The organism is Agrobacterium sp. ST15.16.055 (genome assembly GCF_027956555.1).
Classification (GTDB): domain Bacteria; phylum Pseudomonadota; class Alphaproteobacteria; order Rhizobiales; family Rhizobiaceae; genus Agrobacterium; species Agrobacterium salinitolerans.
Genome location: NZ_JAQKGN010000008.1, coordinates 22,410 through 37,923 on the forward strand (window position 1 = coordinate 22,410; position 15,514 = coordinate 37,923).

At 59.8% G+C, this 15,514-nt stretch carries 13 protein-coding genes; 9 read left to right on the forward strand and 4 right to left on the reverse strand.

Annotated features, from left to right (window positions below; all coding sequences use genetic code 11):
• The first annotated feature begins 5 nt into the window (after nt 1–5).
• The 3 genes from graB to PL599_RS13385 all read left to right on the forward strand — a co-directional run bounded on the left by graB (nt 6) and on the right by PL599_RS13385 (nt 2,700).
• Entirely contained in the window at nt 6–893 is an 888-nt protein-coding gene (graB, locus tag PL599_RS13375) for a hydroxyquinol 1,2-dioxygenase (RefSeq protein ID WP_137410914.1), read from the forward strand.
• The gene (locus tag PL599_RS13380; RefSeq protein WP_269824535.1) at nt 890–1,228 is read left to right on the forward strand and encodes a YciI family protein; all 339 of its coding nucleotides are present in this window, start codon (nt 890–892) and stop codon (nt 1,226–1,228) included. Before graB ends, PL599_RS13380 begins: the two co-directional genes overlap by 4 nt.
• A gap of 185 nt (nt 1,229–1,413) precedes the next feature.
• A complete protein-coding gene (locus PL599_RS13385) occupies nt 1,414–2,700 on the forward strand; it encodes an MFS transporter (RefSeq protein WP_269824534.1) in 1,287 nt (428 codons plus the stop codon).
• Nucleotides 2,701–2,787: 87 nt separating this feature from the next.
• Here PL599_RS13385 and PL599_RS13390 read toward each other — a convergent pair whose 3' ends face one another.
• The 3 genes from PL599_RS13390 to mprF form a co-directional block, all read right to left on the reverse strand.
• A complete protein-coding gene (locus PL599_RS13390; RefSeq protein WP_269824533.1) occupies nt 2,788–4,116 on the reverse strand; it encodes a telomere resolvase in 1,329 nt (442 codons plus the stop codon).
• Between the two features lie 221 nt (nt 4,117–4,337).
• Nucleotides 4,338–5,723: a virulence factor gene (locus PL599_RS13395; protein WP_416172007.1), complete on the reverse strand. Its 1,386-nt coding sequence runs from the start codon at nt 5,721–5,723 to the stop codon at nt 4,338–4,340.
• Nucleotides 5,720–8,320: a bifunctional lysylphosphatidylglycerol flippase/synthetase MprF gene (gene mprF / locus PL599_RS13400; RefSeq protein ID WP_269824531.1), complete on the reverse strand. Its 2,601-nt coding sequence runs from the start codon at nt 8,318–8,320 to the stop codon at nt 5,720–5,722. Before mprF ends, PL599_RS13395 begins: the two co-directional genes overlap by 4 nt.
• 275 nt (nt 8,321–8,595) lie before the next feature.
• On the opposite strand from mprF, the gene PL599_RS13405 reads away from it, so the two are divergent.
• Nucleotides 8,596–8,889, forward strand: coding sequence for a hypothetical protein (locus PL599_RS13405; RefSeq protein ID WP_269824530.1), 294 nt, complete (start codon nt 8,596–8,598; stop codon nt 8,887–8,889).
• A gap of 58 nt (nt 8,890–8,947) precedes the next feature.
• Here PL599_RS13405 and PL599_RS13410 read toward each other — a convergent pair whose 3' ends face one another.
• On the reverse strand, nt 8,948–9,988 hold the full coding sequence (locus tag PL599_RS13410; RefSeq protein WP_269824529.1) for a dipeptidase: 1,041 nt from the start codon (nt 9,986–9,988) through the stop codon (nt 8,948–8,950).
• A gap of 234 nt (nt 9,989–10,222) precedes the next feature.
• Between PL599_RS13410 and PL599_RS13415 the strand changes: the two genes are divergently transcribed.
• Genes PL599_RS13415 through PL599_RS13435 form a run of 5 tightly spaced genes read left to right on the forward strand, consistent with a single transcriptional unit; the run spans nt 10,223 to nt 15,304 of the window.
• Entirely contained in the window at nt 10,223–11,818 is a 1,596-nt protein-coding gene (locus PL599_RS13415) for an ABC transporter substrate-binding protein (protein WP_269824528.1), read from the forward strand.
• 2 nt (nt 11,819–11,820) lie between these two features.
• A complete protein-coding gene (locus PL599_RS13420; RefSeq protein WP_063950297.1) occupies nt 11,821–12,834 on the forward strand; it encodes an ABC transporter permease in 1,014 nt (337 codons plus the stop codon).
• Nucleotides 12,831–13,733 (forward strand): nickel transporter permease, encoded by a 903-nt coding sequence (gene nikC / locus PL599_RS13425; protein WP_004443520.1) that lies wholly within the window; start codon nt 12,831–12,833, stop codon nt 13,731–13,733. Before PL599_RS13420 ends, nikC begins: the two co-directional genes overlap by 4 nt.
• Nucleotides 13,734–13,736: 3 nt before the next feature.
• A complete protein-coding gene (locus tag PL599_RS13430) occupies nt 13,737–14,567 on the forward strand; it encodes an ABC transporter ATP-binding protein (RefSeq protein WP_137410907.1) in 831 nt (276 codons plus the stop codon).
• Nucleotides 14,564–15,304, forward strand: coding sequence for an ABC transporter ATP-binding protein (locus PL599_RS13435; protein ID WP_191217806.1), 741 nt, complete (start codon nt 14,564–14,566; stop codon nt 15,302–15,304). The genes PL599_RS13430 and PL599_RS13435 overlap by 4 nt, the downstream gene beginning before the upstream one ends.
• The last annotated feature ends 210 nt before the right edge of the window (nt 15,305–15,514 follow it).

The following is a 15,514-nucleotide window of genomic DNA, read 5'->3' on the forward strand; positions in this document are numbered from 1 at the left end:
AGACGATGGATATGAAGATGAGCAATGATGACGGCTACTTCATCGAGGAACGTTCGGCTGAAACCGTGATCGCGCGCATGCGCGATTGTGACGATCCGCGTTTGAAGGAAATCATGGCGGTCGTAACACGCAAGCTGCATGAGGCGGTGAAGGAAATCGAACCGACCGAGGAGGAGTGGATGAAGGCCATTCATTTTCTCACCGAGGTCGGCCAGATCTGCAATGAATGGCGGCAGGAATGGATCCTGTTTTCCGATATTCTCGGCGTCTCCATGCTGGTTGACGCCATCAACCATCGCAAGCCGAGCGGTGCGTCGGAATCGACCGTTCTCGGCCCCTTCCATGTGGCCGATGCGCCGGAAATGCCGATGGGTGCAAACATCTGCCTCGATGGCAAGGGCGAGGATATGGTGGTCACCGGCCGCATCCTCGATACCGAGGGGGCGCCGGTCGCCGACGCGCGCATCGATGTCTGGCAAGCCAATGACGAAGGTTTTTACGATGTGCAGCAGAAGGGCATCCAGCCCGATTTCAACCTGCGCGGCGTCTTCATCACCGGCGAGGACGGGCGCTACTGGTTCCGGGCCGCCAAGCCGAAATATTATCCGATCCCGGATGACGGTCCGGTCGGGCAGCTGTTGCGCGCCATGGGGCGGCATCCCTACCGGCCGGCGCACTTGCATTATATCGTCTCGGCGGAAGGCTTTACCACGCTCGTCACGCATATTTTCGATCCCGATGACCCCTATATCCGTTCGGATGCGGTCTTCGGCGTAAAAGAAAGCCTGCTTGCCGATTTCCAGCGGGTTGACGATGCGCGGAAGGCGAAAGAACTGGGTTTTACCAACGATTGGTTCTGGTCGGTGAACCATGATTTCGTACTTGCCAGATGAGCGGCCCGAGAAACCCAACACGGCTTTACGTGCGTTTCGCCGAAAGCGATCCCGCTACGGCTTCGCAACGTGCAGCCCATCTGGACGCCCACAAGGCCCACCTGCGCAATGGCGACGCGATGGCCGACGGTTTTAGAATTCTCGCTTCCGGCCCAATGAGCGCCGTTTCCGGCGTCTCTTCGGCCGCGCTTGTCATTGCCGAAGCTCTCTCGATCGAGGACATCATCGCTTTCAGCGAGGCCGACCCCTTCGTCATTCACGGTGTCTATAACAGGATTCGTATTTTGAACTGGACCCCGACGCTGTCGACGATTTCCGGGCTGGAGGCCGGCTAACATTTCATTTGCAATTTTTGCAAATGCAACATTTAATCGAAGGCGGGTGATACTGGCGATATGTGCTTGACGGGAGCGAGGCATGTATCAGGGTGGAGCAAGCCGGGCACTCACGGAGGATATCGCAGGGACGGGAAGACGCTTATCCATTCCGGATGGCGCGTTCTTGCGTGAAAGGGAGGAACATGTCCACGAATTATCTGAGCGCCGCGTCAGTGCGGACGAAAAACCCGGCCGGCGTTATCGCGACATGCGGCCTGATGATCATGTTTGATGGTTACGATCTTGTCGTTTATGGCGCCGTCGCACCGGCACTCTTGAAAGAAAGCGCATGGGCGCTGAACCCGGCCATGGTCGGGCGCGCCGCCGCGCTGACGCTGGTGGGCATGCTGCTGGGCGCGCTGTTTGCCGGCACCATGGCCGACCGCATCGGCCGCCGCAAGGTGGTTCTTCTCAGCCTCGCCGGCTTTTCGGCGATGATGATCGCCTCGGCCATGACGCCGAATTTTCTCGCCTTTGAAATTACGCGCTTCTTCGCCGGTCTCGGGCTTGGCGCGCTTTTGCCGACGGTCACCGCGCTGGTGCTGGAATTTTCGCCGCCGCATCGCAGGGCGCAGGCCAACTCCCTGTCTTTCCTCGGTTATCTTATTGGCGGCATCATTTCCGGCGTCATGGGCATCCTTCTTCTGGAGACCTATGGCTGGCGGCCATTGATGCTGATCGGCGGTCTGCCGCTTGTTCTTTTACCGATCTTCATGCGGTTCCTGCCGGAATCGCCCGAATGGCTGGCAAGCAAGGGTCGGCAGGCGGAGGCTGATGGCATTTGCGACAGCTATGGCCTGCAACGCATCGTGCCGCATGCAAAAATCCAAAAGGGCGGGGTCGGCGCGCTGTTTTCGGAAGGCCGGATGCTCTCGACGCTGAATGCCTGGGGCATCCACTTCTGCTCGCTGCTTCTCACCTTCGGCATGGTCAACTGGCTGCCCACCATCATGAACAAGATGGGTTATGACATCAGTTCCGCGCTCAGCTTTTCCGTCATGCTCAATGTCGGGGCTGCGATCGGCATTCTCATCGGCGGGCGATTTGCGGATAAGGGGAACGTCAAGGTGGTCGTGGCGATCCTGTTTGCCATCGGCGCCGCCTCGATCTTTGCCCTGACGGTGAACAAGGGTCCGCTTCTTTATGCCTTCGTCGCCCTTGCGGGTGCGGGCACCATCGGAACGCAGATCCTGGCCAATGTTCTGGTCGGGCGGCTTTATCCCGTCCATATTCGCGGTACGGGTCTCGGCTTTTCGCTGGCGGTCGGGCGGCTTGGCGGCATTGCCGGCCCGATGATCGGCGGCGTTGTGCTGCAGCGGGGTCTGGCGCCGGAGTGGAACTTCTATATTTTCGGCTCGGTCGCACTTGTAGGGCTGATGCTGACGGTATTGACCCTGCTTTACCGCACCTCCGGTGATGCGCGGGCTTGATGAATGAAACGGCCGGCCGCGGAGGACTGAACTCTGCGGCCGGACCATCTCCGATAACGCTGCCGAGCGATTTTACGCCCGGAAGCATCATGCCTTACGGGACACCGGCGCTATCGTCGCCATCTGCTGCAACGTCCGCTCGTTTGTGCGTTTGGCCCGTGCCAGCGCATCGTCGCGATCTTCCGGCAATGTATAAGTCATATAGGACAGCGAGGTTTCGAGGTCGTTGTTGTTATGTCCGAGAATGGCGGCGAAGTAGCTGTTCTTGGTCACATGCGGCGGCGCGAAATTGTGAAAGGCCACCTCTGCATAGAGGTGCCGGAGGCCATAGGGCTTGGGAAGCTCTTCCTTCGGCCAGATATCCTCGAACAGGTTAAAAACCGTGTCCCGGAGCAGCAGACGGGTTTCCGACGAAAAATCGTCGATCGACATGCCATGCCACAATTTTCCCTGGCCGCTTTCACGCAGGCGCCTATAGGCGGCGAGAATGGTTTCCGAGCGGGCAAGCACCGGGATTTCATAGGTAATCCCGTATTTCGTTCCTTCGCCCTGTTTCGTCTTGGCCTGGCCGTTGAACAGGAGGCTCCATTTGGAGACGCCCTTGCCATAGGGGGCAGGGGAAAATTCGGCCTGGGTGAAGACCTCATAGGGGCGGCGTCCGGTCATGCCGATCAGGCCGATGCCGATCATCAGCGGATCGGCGGACAGGAGCTTATCGGCGCAGATCTTCAGAACCTCCCGGTAATTTTCGAAGGTGATCAGCGCGCCGTGCTTTCTGGCGATCTTCTCCATCTTGACCCGGCGCGCATCGTCATACATCGCGGCATCGCCGGTGGCGATCTTCAGCATCGGATGGTCGTCGCCGAAGGCCTCGCGGATGGCGTTGCGATATTTAGTGATGTAGGAGATGATCGTTGTCTGGGCCCTGCCCTGCATGGTGCTGATTTCAGCGTTCCACAGGGTCTGCATCTCTTCTTTCGTTCCCATACCGTTCATCGCCGAAATGAAATCCGCGATGCGCAGCAGAACGGTCGGCTTGCGACCGGCGGTATTGAACTCCGCCCGTTCGATTTTCTCGACGATGGAGGTCGCCACGCCGGTCTTCGTATAGTCGGCGCGCGCAATATAGGTGTTCAGCCGCTCGCGCAGCTTCTTCATGTTGCAGATGGCAAGCGGCGTGCTCTTCGGCCCGAACTCGGCCTTTAGCGCATTGCGATATTTCATGATGTAGAGTTCGAGCGTCTTTTCGGTGCGGCCATTTTCGAAATGGTAGCGGACCTCGGCATCCCACAGGTCGCGGATTTTTCTGTTGCGCAGGGTCTCATCGCTTTTCATCGCCTCTTTGACCTGGCCGACGAAATTATCGATGCGTTCCACGAGGACTGGTGTTTTCGTCTTTCGCTTTAAAGCGGGCATGCGGCGGCTCCCTGAACCCGTCCGGAAATACAAAATCCATGGTTGGCGATCAACAGCAGCACGGTTGCGGAAATGTGATGAACATCCACTGCAGGCCGGTTTCTTTTGAATAATAGTTTAGGCGATTCCGCAAGCACGGCCGCGACGCGAAGACGCGTCGTCGATGCGTTCGCCGTCAAAGATTATCCGAGATGTGGAATATCGGCCTGTGGTGATGCAGGCTATTTCGGCAGCCGGGTCTTCAGCGATGTCACGATACGCTTGGCCAACCCCTCATAGTCCTCGTCAAAATGGTGGCCGCCCTCGATGCCGACCGTTTCCACGCCCTTGGTTTTCAGGCCGGGGCAGGGGTCTTCATCTTCTTCTTCCGTGCCATAGATGCATTGCACCAGCTTCGGATCGATCTTGGCGATGTCATCCACCGTCTTGCCGCCCTTGCCTTCACCGGCAACGCCAAGCCAGCCTTCGACGGAAATCTCGAAATCCACTTCGGTCGAAAGTCCCATCAGGGTCACTTGCACGACATGCGACTTGTCGCGGTCAGGCAGCAGATTATAGGTGGCGGGAAGAATATCGGCACCGAAGGAATAGCCGATCAACACCACATTGCGGACTTTCCATTCCTTGCGATAGGTGTCGATGATGCGGCCGAGATCTGTGGCGACTTCCTGCGGTTTCTTTTCCTTCCAGAAATAGCGGAGCGAATCGACACCGATGACGGGTATGCCTTCCTTCTGGAAGGCGCCGCCCACTTCCTCATCGAGATCGCGCCAGCCGCCGTCGCCCGAATAGATCACCGCCATGGTGTCCATCACCGGGCTGGTTTCCAGAACCTTGATCGGCAGGCCGAGCGGGCTGTCGGTGTCGCCTGCGGCGTCGATCTGGTCGGACAGGGTCTGGGTCAGAACCTCGTCCGCCTTGTCATCCACATCCGTCACGTCGATATCGGGATGCAGCTTGACGAGCGCATTGACGTGGTCGCGGCCCTTCTGATCCGCGGCAGAGGTGAACAGCACGCTGACGGGTGCAGGCAGCGGGCCGTCGGTCAGGCCATAGACCGTTTCGCCATCCGCCTTGTCCTTGGTGGCGGGGGTACAGAGAATTTTCTCAAGCGGCAGGCCGGCCTTGGGGTCGACGGCAATGGCTTCGCGGACGGTGGAGACGGGGCTCTGCGCAATCATCGCCAGCGCCAGCGTTCCGCCCTTGCCGATGCCGGTGAGGATGGGCTGGCGATAGCTGCTCGTGCCGGCGGTGCGCTGAATCTGCTGCGAGAGCGACTCGATGTCCGAGATCATATAGATGCACTCGTCGTCATCGGCCTCGAGCGCCTTCAGATATTCCTTGAAGTCGATGCCGACCACGGCAGCACCCTTTTCCACCAGCGCCTTGGCGCGGGTCTCATCGGTGGCCGTCCATCCGTCCGCATCGGAAATCAGGAAGACGCTGGCGAGAATTTCGCCATCCGGCACCATGATGTGTCCGGCGGGGATCATGCCGGTCTCGTAAGCGGGCTTGTCCTGCGCAAAAACGGTGACAGAAGCCAACAAGGGGGCGGCGAACAGAGCGGAGGCGGCAAGAACCGCTTTCAGCATGCTGGATTTCCTCATTTTCCGATCACTCCTCTGACGCCGCCGCTGATGAGAACTGTCGCATCCATCAGCGCCATAGCGGCGTCTGCGCCGTTCTGCACGGCAAGGTAACGCGGTTCCCATTTCGGGTGGAACTTTGCCTTGAAGGCGCGAAGTCCCTTGAAGTTGTAGAACCGTTCGCCGTGTTCGAACAGCGTGCTGCCGATGCGGTCCCAGACGGGGGCGGCGTCGCGTTTCGACATGCCGGACATGGGGGCCATGCCGAGATTGAAGCTCGCATAGCCCGCATCGCGCAGATATTGCATGATGCTGACGAAGAGAAAATCCATCGAGCCACGCGGCGCATCCGGCGAAAAACGCATGAGGTCGACGGTGGCTTCCTTTTTCGTGTCCGTCACCATGAGATTGGCGAAGGCGGTGATCTTTCCATCCTTGCGCAGCACGGCGACTGGTTGCGACAGGATGTAATTCGGCTCGAAAGCACCGAGCGAGAAGCGCTTTTCCCGGGTATTGTGGTGGGCAAGCCAGCCGTCGGAGACCTGTTTCAACTCATCCAGAATATCCGCGACCTGCGCTTGCTCGACCACCTCGAAGGTCAGTCCGTCGCGCGCGCCTCGGCTCAGCGACTGGCGAAGATTGGCGAGCTTTCCGCCCTTCAGTTCGAATGCGGTGAGATCGACCAATGCCAGTTCGCCGAGCTTGAAGGCGCGCAGGCCCGCATCGGCGCAATGGGAGAGGAGAAAAGGCGAAATCTGATAGAAGGCGGCGCGCGCGCCGGCGCCACGGGCGGCTTCCACGAATTGCCAGACCAGATCGGGGAAATCATTCTCGTCGCCGACCGGATCGGCGAAAGCGATCCATGAGCGGCCCTGAATCCCATACATGATGAAGGCGTTGCCGTTTTCGGAAAACATTACGTGTTTGTCGCCCATGCGCACCAGATTGGCGTCGGCCGCATCCTGCGTCATGACGATACCGGTCGCGCTCGTGACGTCGTCGGCCTTGATGGCCTCCGGCCTGAAGGCCACCGGCCGCATCAGGCTGAAGATGGCTATCGTGGAGGAGGCGAGCACGAGGCCTAAAAGGGCGCGCAATCCGCGCGGCGCTTCCTCGGAGAATTCGAACTGCCACCATAATGTCTGGCTGTAATCCGTATCGCGATAGACGAAGAGCAGGATTGTCGCCGCGCCCGCAATGATGACGGCCATGGCGGCGAGCCAGCTTGGCCCCAACGCCTGCTTCACCAGCGAGGCATGGCGGTTAAAGCTGCGCATATTGACGGAAAGGGCCGCGATGAAGACGCCGAGGATGGCGGCTTCAAAGACGGCGATGGCCTTGAGGAGCGAGAGGACCAGCGCCAGCGAGGCGGCGACCAGCGCAATCCACCAGGCGCCGTCCAGCCGCTGCCCGAGGCCGCGCGAGGCAACGACAAGTACGAGGCCGAGAATGCTTGTCAGAAAATGCGCGGCCTCGACGATGGGAAGCGGCACGAAATTGGAGAGGAAATCCAGATTGCTGTCCGGTGTCGGCGTCACGCTCGAAAAGATCAGCATGGCGCCGAGGATCATCGCGAAGGTCGATAACAGCGGCGGCGCGAGCCTGACGGCAAGCTGGCTGATATCGGAGACAACAGGCTTTGCCGCGAACTGCTTCATCTCCGAGACGAGCATGACCAGAATGGCCACCACCAGCGGCAGCACGTGATAGATCACGCGGTAGAGAACGAGGCTTCCGAGCAACTGATCGACGCTTATGGCATTGCCAAGCCCCGCAACCATGACGGTTTCGAAGACGCCAAGGCCCGCGGGTACATGGCTGAGGACGCCAAGGCCGACGGCGGTGGCGTAGATGGCGAAAAATGTCGGCCAGCCGAGATGTGTGTCGGGCAGGAGGACATAAAGCACGGAAGCGGAAGCGGCGATATCGAAGGCGGAAACGAGGAATTGCCGCGATGATGTCCGGCTGTCCGGAAGGCGCAGACGCCATGCGCCGAGCCGGATGATACGCCCGTTGCGCCCGACAAAGGCCGCCGCCCCGAGAGCCGCGATTATGGCAAGCGCCGTGCCTCTGAGGATAGCGGCATCGACGTCGATGATTGCGGCGATGCGCGGCGCGACGATGAAGGTGGAGATGGCGCTGACCGAAAGCAGCCCAAGCCCGAAGGACAGCGTGACAAAGGCGATGACGCGGGCGATTTCACCCGGTGAAAGACCCAGCCGGGAATAGGCCCGAAAGCGGATCGCGCCACCGCTCAAGGGGCCGAAACCGGCAGTATTGCCGATGGCATAGGCCGCAAACGCCGTTGCGGCCATGGGCGGAAAGGGCAACTTGCGGCCGATATATTCGATGGCATTGGCGTCGTAGAATATCAGCGCCAGAAAGCTGAGCCCGGTGAAGACGATGGCGAGCAGCACCGCCGACGCCGAGGTCTGCGTCAGCGCATCGATGACGTCGTCATAACGGACTTCGGAGGTCAGGTGATAGATGGCGAACGTCATCATCACGAAGACCAGCGTAATGGCGATCGCAGTCAGATAGGGGCGGTTTCTGGCAAAAAAGCTTTCAACCGCAGATTCCGTAACATCGGTTTGTGTAATTTCGCTCTTGTCTGCCATTTATTTTGCCCAGCGCCAGTTCCTGTTGGCGAACCACAGGATTGTGTCGCTAATTCGTTGCGGTTGAGGAAATGTGATTAGCAGAAAAGCATGAAGTGTCGATGTGAACTTTGTCGCCGGTTATTCGGGAATAACCAGCAGTTTAATCGCGCAAATACAACTGAAGAATGCAAGATTTTGGAGATCGTTCCCAAAGGGACAAAATTGACCGCGGCGGTTGCCTGGTGGTGGTGTTTGATGCCATTACACGCTCCTTTTGATTGAAGGAGATGCAGATGAATACGCCATCAAGAATAGCGCTTTCGGTGGTCGTCGCCCTTGTGGCGGGCGGCGGATACATGGCGGTGGACAAGATGCGCGGCGCCGAATGGGTCGTTTCGCCGCAGCAGATTGCGGAGGCCAAGGCGAAAGGGCAGATGGGTTATGAATCCCGTCCGGGTACCGTGACCGTGTTGCCGATCCGCAGCGAGACGGCGGATGTGCTGCCGATGAAATGGGCGATGGTCGGTGTCGTCGCCGGGCTTCTGGCCTTCCGGGTGAGTGGCAAGAAAAAAGCGGCAAAGGCTTAACGGCCTGCCGCTTGATGTCTCCGGCGTCCTGCGCCGGAGATGCACTTGATGGGAGGTCTTACGCGCCCCAGGTCTTTTCCAGCACGCGAATCCAGTTGCCGTGGCAGATTTTGGCAAGCGCCTCGTCGTCATAACCACCCTTGCGCAGGGCTTCGACCAGCAATTGCAGGTCGCCCGCATCCTTCATGGCGGCGGGAATGGTGGTGCCATCAAAATCCGACCCGAGCGCGACGTGGTCGATCCCGATGCGGTTGACGATATAGTCCACATGGCGGACGAGTTCGTTGAGGTCGGTGTCCGGGTTCTTGACGCCGTCCTGACGCAGGAACAGCACGCCGAAGTTGATGCCGGCAAGGCCGCCCGTATCGCGGATGGCGTCCAGCTGGCGGTCGGTGAGGTTGCGGCTGTGATTGCAGATTGCGTAAGCGTTGGAATGCGAGGCCACCAGCGGCGCGTCTGATATCTTGGCGATATCCCAGAAACCCTGTTCGTTCATGTGTGAGAGATCGACCATGATCTTCAGCTCATTGCAGGTCTTTACCAGCCGCTTGCCGGCATCCGTCAGGCCCGGGCCGATATCCGGCGTCGAGGGGAAACGGAAGGGAACGCCATAAGCGAAGATGTTCGGCCGGCTCCAGACCGGTCCGAGCGTACGCAGGCCCGCCTCGTGCAGAACGTGCAGCGCATCCAGATCGGCGCCGATCGCTTCCGCCCCCTCGATATGGAAGATGGAGGCGAAGGCGCCTTCTGCCATGGCGCTGCGGATATCGGCGGCGGTGCGGCAGACCTTGAGTGCGCCTGCGGATTGTTTCTCGGCGCGGAACAGCAGGGCCGCCATGGCATGCGTCGCCTTTAGCGCATCAGCCTCGGCAGGTGTCGGGAAGTCACCGTTGGCGTCCTTCTCCATGCTGGGCGACGGCACATACATGGCGCAGAGACCGCCGGCCAGCCCGCCCTTTTTCGCACGTGGCAGATCGATATGGCCAACGGTGTCGCCTTCGATGAGAAGCGTTTCGGGAGAGACATTGCCCGATTTCCATAACCGCAGAAGTACGTCGTTGTGACCGTCGAAGACGGGTACGGGTTTTTGATCGGTCATGGTCATTCACCTTCGGATAGCGGGAGGGCGCGGACGCGCGTCCATCAGACTTTTGGGAATTGGTAGAGGAAAGGTCAAGGCGGGAGCAAATGCAATCCATGCATAGGCTCTGCCAAATTTGGAATTGGTCGGGCCTCGTTTGCTCGTGGTAATCGCGGGAAAACATAAAAAAAACGACTGGATTGGGGCAAACCCATCATTTTCTGAAAAATAAGGTCCGAAAGGGGATTTTCGATGATTTCAAGACGCAACCTGCTGATCGCCGGCGCTGCCGTTCCGTTCCTGTCCTATGCGCGCATTCCGGCCTTTGCCGCAACGCCCAAGGATATTCTGGTGGTTGCCCAGCAGCTGGACAATATGACGAGCCTTGACCCGCATGAAGGTTTCGAGGCCGTTGGCGGTGAAATCATCTCCAACATGTACCAGAAGCTGGTGCGGGCCAACCGTGAGGATTCCACCAAGGTCGATCCGGTTATCGCGAAATCCTGGGAAGCCGATGCGGACGGCAAGGTCTTTACCTTCACGATCGGTGACGATGCGACCTTCTCCAGCGGTGCGAAAGTGACTGCGGAAGACGTTGCCTTCTCGTTGCAGCGCGCGATCAAGATGAACAAGAGCCCGGCCTTCATCATCGGTCAGTTCGGCTTCACGCCTGAAAATGCCGAAACGACCATTGTTGCCGCCGACGACAAGACGGTGAAGCTGACGACGGCCAAGCCGACCGCCATCTCCTTTCTGCTGTATTGCCTTTCCGCCAATATCGGCGCGATCGTCGAAAAGAAGGCGGTTCTCGCCAATGCTTCCGGCGAAGACCTCGGCAATGGCTGGCTGCAGAAGAACAGCGCCGGTTCCGGCGATTTCATGCTGCAGGCCTGGAAGCCCAGCGAAAGCGTTGCGCTCACCGTCAACCCCAACGGTCCCTATAAGGGTAACATCAAGCGCATCGTGCTGCGCCACGTCACCGATCCGTCTTCCCAGCTTCTGATGCTGCAAAAGGGCGATATCGATATCGCCCGCGACCTGACGTCGGAGCAGCTGCGCACCGTCAAGGACGACGCCAATATCGAGCTGCAGCGCAAGTCCATCGCCTCGCTGGTCCTGATTTCGCTCAATCAGGGTAATGAGAACCTTGCCAAGCCGCAGGTCTGGCAGGCCATCAAGTGGGCGCTGGACTATAAGGGCATGCAGGAAAACATCGTGCCGCTGACGCACGAAATCCACCAGAGCTTCGAGCCGAAGGGCTTCCCCGGCGCCGTCAACGACACGCCGTTCCAGCGCGATGTCGAGAAGGCAAAGGCGCTGATGGCGGAAGCCGGCCTTGCCGATGGTTTCGAGATCACCATGGATCACTATTCCGCCCAGCCCTATCCGGATCTGGCGCAGGCCATTCAGGCAAACCTTGCCGATATCGGCATCAAGGTGCGCCTGCAATCGGCCGAGAACCGTCAGGTTCTGACCAAGATGCGCGCCCGCGAACACCAGATGGCGCTATCGGCATGGGGCACGGATTATTTCGATCCGCATTCCAACGCCGATGTCTTCAACATCAACAAGGACAATGGCGACGACGCCAAGTCCAAGCCCTTCCTGTGGCGTTCGCGCTTCAAGAACGACGACTTTGCCGCGAAGGCAGAAGCTGCCCGTGACGAGAAAGACCCGGCAAAGCGCGTGGAGCTTTATGAGTCCCTGCAGCGCGAGCACATGGAAAACAGCCCCTTCGTGTTCATGTTCCAGACAACGAAGACGGCTGCCTTCCGCAAGGGCGTTTCCGGTTTCGAACTCGGCGTTCTCTCCGAGGGCAATTCCTACCACGATGCGAAGAAAGCGTGACATTGAACAAGCGCGTTAAAAGCATATCATCGATACTGAGCAGCGTCCTCCTGACGCTGTTCGGTTTGATGATCATCACCTTCATGATCGGGCGCGTCATGCCTGTCGATCCGGTCATCGCGGCGGTCGGCGACAATGCGCCCGAAGACGTCATCGTGCGGGTGCGGGCCGAAATGGGTCTCGACCAGCCGCTGGTCGTGCAGTTCTTCCACTATGTCTCGCAGGTCTTGCATGGCGATTTCGGCAATTCGATCCTGACCCGCAATCCGGTCTGGATCGATATCAAGCGCGTTTTCCCCGCCACCTTCGAACTTGCCACCGCAGCGCTTATCCTCGCCGCTCTCATCGGCATTCCGCTGGGTGTCTGGGCCGCCGTGAAGCAGGGCAAGCTGACCGACCAGGTGATCCGCGTCGTCTGCCTTGCCGGTCACTCCGTGCCGGTCTTCATGCTGGCGCTGATTTCGCTGCTTGTCTTTTACGCCACGCTCGGCGTCGCACCCGGACCGGGCCGGCAGGATATCATCTATGACGGCATGATCACGCAGGTCACCGGCCTGATGACGGTCGATACGCTGCTTGCCGGCGACTGGGACGCCTTTTACGACGCCATCGCCCATATGGTGCAGCCCGTCTGCATTCTCGCCTATTTCAGCATGGCCTATATCACCCGCATGACGCGCGCCTTCATGATCGACGCGCTGAAGGGCGAATATGTCATCACCGCCCGCGCCAAGGGGCTTTCGGCCATGACCGTTATATGGGGCCACGCCTTCCCGACGGTCGCCGTGCAGCTTGTTACCGTTCTCGCGCTGACCTATGCCGGCCTTCTCGAAGGTGCCGTGGTAACGGAGACCGTCTTCAGCTGGCCCGGCCTCGGCCAATATCTCACCGTCTCGCTCATGAACGCGGACATGAACCCGGTCGTCGGAGCAACCCTGTTGATCGGCTTCATCTATGTCGCCCTCAACCTGCTCGCAGACGTGCTTTACAGAGTTATGGATCCTCGCGTTCGATGATGTTAGCTAATTTCAGAAACTGGGCGCTGGATGAGACGCCGCATTCGCGAACACAGGCTGCCTGGGGCAACCGGTATCGCATCTGGCTCAATCTCAAGTCCAATCCGCTGGCGGTGGTCGGTCTGACCATCATCGTCCTCTTCATCGCCCTGTCGCTGCTGGCGCCGCTGCTCGCGCCCTACGATCCGGCGACGCAGAACCTCGGCAACCGCCTTGCCTTCCCGAGCGCCGAGCACTGGTTTGGCACTGATGAGCTGGGCCGCGACATTCTCTCGCGCATTCTCTATGGCGGCCGCGTCACACTCGGCATGGTCATTGCCGTCGTCGTTCTCGTAGCACCCATCGGTCTCGCCATCGGTTGCATCGCCGGTTATTTTGGCGGTATCGTCGATACGGTGCTGATGCGGGTGACGGATGTGTTCCTGGCCTTCCCCCGCCTCATCCTCGCGCTGGCCTTTGTTGCGGCGCTGAAGCCGGGCGTCGAAAGCGCCATTCTCGCCATCGCGCTCACCGCATGGCCACCCTATGCGCGTCTCGCCCGCGCCGAAACCATGACGGTGCGCGGCAGTGATTTCGTCGCGGCCTATCGCCTGACCGGTGCTTCCGCCTGGCGCATCATTGCCCGGCATATTGCGCCGCTCTGCGTGCCGAGCCTTATCGTGCGCATCACGCTCGACATGAGCTCGATCATCATCACGGCCGCAAGCCTCGGCTTCCTCGGCATGGGCGCGCAGCCGCCTTCGCCGGAATGGGGCGCGATGATTGCGACGGCCAAGCGCTTCATCTTCGAACAATGGTGGGTCGCCACCATTCCCGGCATCGCCATCTTCCTCGTTTCGCTCGCCTTCAACTTCCTCGGCGATGGCCTGCGCGACGTTCTCGACCCGAAGGGACATTGAGCCATGCTGGTCGAAATCGAAAATCTGAAGATCGCCTTCCAGACCCGCACCAGCCGTTTCGAGGCGGTGCGTGGTGTTTCCATGAAGCTTGGTACCGAAAAGCTCGGGATCGTCGGCGAATCCGGTTCGGGCAAGAGCCTGACGGCCCGGGCGCTGATGAAGCTTCTGCCCTCCAATGCCGATATCCGCGCCGATAAGCTTGCCTTCGACGGCATCGACGTGCTGTCTGCCAGCGAAAGGCAGATGCGCCAGATCCGCGGCAAGCGGGCGGGTTTCATTCTGCAGGATCCGAAATATTCGCTGAACCCGGTCAAGACCATGGGCGCACAGATCGCTGAAGCCTGGCGTGCCCACAAGGGCGGCAGCAAGCGGGCAGCCATGGAAGCGGCAATCGCGCTTCTCGATCAGGTGAAGATCCGCAATCCGCGTCAGGTCGCCTCGTCCTATGCACATGAGGTTTCCGGCGGCATGGGTCAGCGCGTGATGATTGCCATGATGCTGGCGCCCGATCCCGAGCTTCTGATCGCCGACGAACCGACGAGTGCTCTCGATGCCACGGTGCAGGCGGAAATCCTGCGGCTGATCGAGGAGCTGGTGTCGGAACGCGGCATGGGTCTCATCCTCATCAGCCACGACCTGCCGCTCGTCTCGCATTTCTGCGACCGCGTCGCCGTGATGTATTCCGGCCGGGTGATGGAGGAGCTGAAGGCGTCCGAACTTCTGAAAGCCGAACATCCCTATACAAAGGGACTGCTGAACTGCATTCCCTCGCTGACGCATCCGCGTGAGCGTCTTCCCGTTCTCAACCGTGATGCAGCGTGGTCCAGCCAATGATCGACGTCGATAATCTCCGTATCAAGTTCGGCGACCGTGAAGTGGTGAAGGGCGTGTCCTTTTCGGTGGAAAAGGGCGGCAGCTTCGGCATTGTCGGTGAAAGCGGCTCGGGCAAATCCACCATCCTGCGCGCCATGGCCGGGCTCAATGAAAGCTGGGAAGGCCGCATCGCCTTTGCCGGCAAGGACGCGCCGCTGCGCCGTACGCCGGAATTCTTCCGGCAGGTGCAGATGGTGTTTCAGGACCCCTATGGCTCGCTGCATCCGCGCCAGACCATCGACCGTATTCTCAGCGAATTGCCGCTGGTGCACGGCATGGACAATATCGAAAAGCGCATCCAGCAGGCGCTCTCGGATGTGGCGCTGCCGCAGGCCGTGCGTTTCCGGTTCCCGCACCAGCTTTCCGGCGGCCAGCGCCAGCGCGTGGCGATTGCCCGTGCCCTGATCGCCGACCCTGAGGTGCTGCTGCTCGATGAACCGACCTCGGCGCTCGATGTCTCGGTACAGGCGGAAATCCTGAACCTGTTGCAGGATCTGCGGGCGGCGCGCAACCTCACCTATATTCTCGTCAGCCACAATCTGGCTGTCATCGCGCATCTGTGCCCGCAGGTTGGCGTGATGCTGAACGGGGAAATGGTGGAGCAACTGAGCGCGGGTGATCTGCGCGAGGGCCGCACGAAACATCCGCATACGGAAGAGCTGCGCAGCCTGAGTATCCGGTTGGAAGAACCGGCCTGAGGTCGGGTCGCTAATAGATCGAGCGGGTGCTGCTCGTTTCTTCTCCCCGTCGGGGAGAAGTCCGCGGCAGCGGGATGAGGGGGCAAGCTCTCAGTTTATCGCTGACGTTGCCCCCTCATCCGACCCTTCGGGCCACCTTCTCCCCGGCGGGGAGAAGAAACAAGCTGCGATGGCGGCGATAAACCGTTGTCCTCGCGTGTGCATTCGACC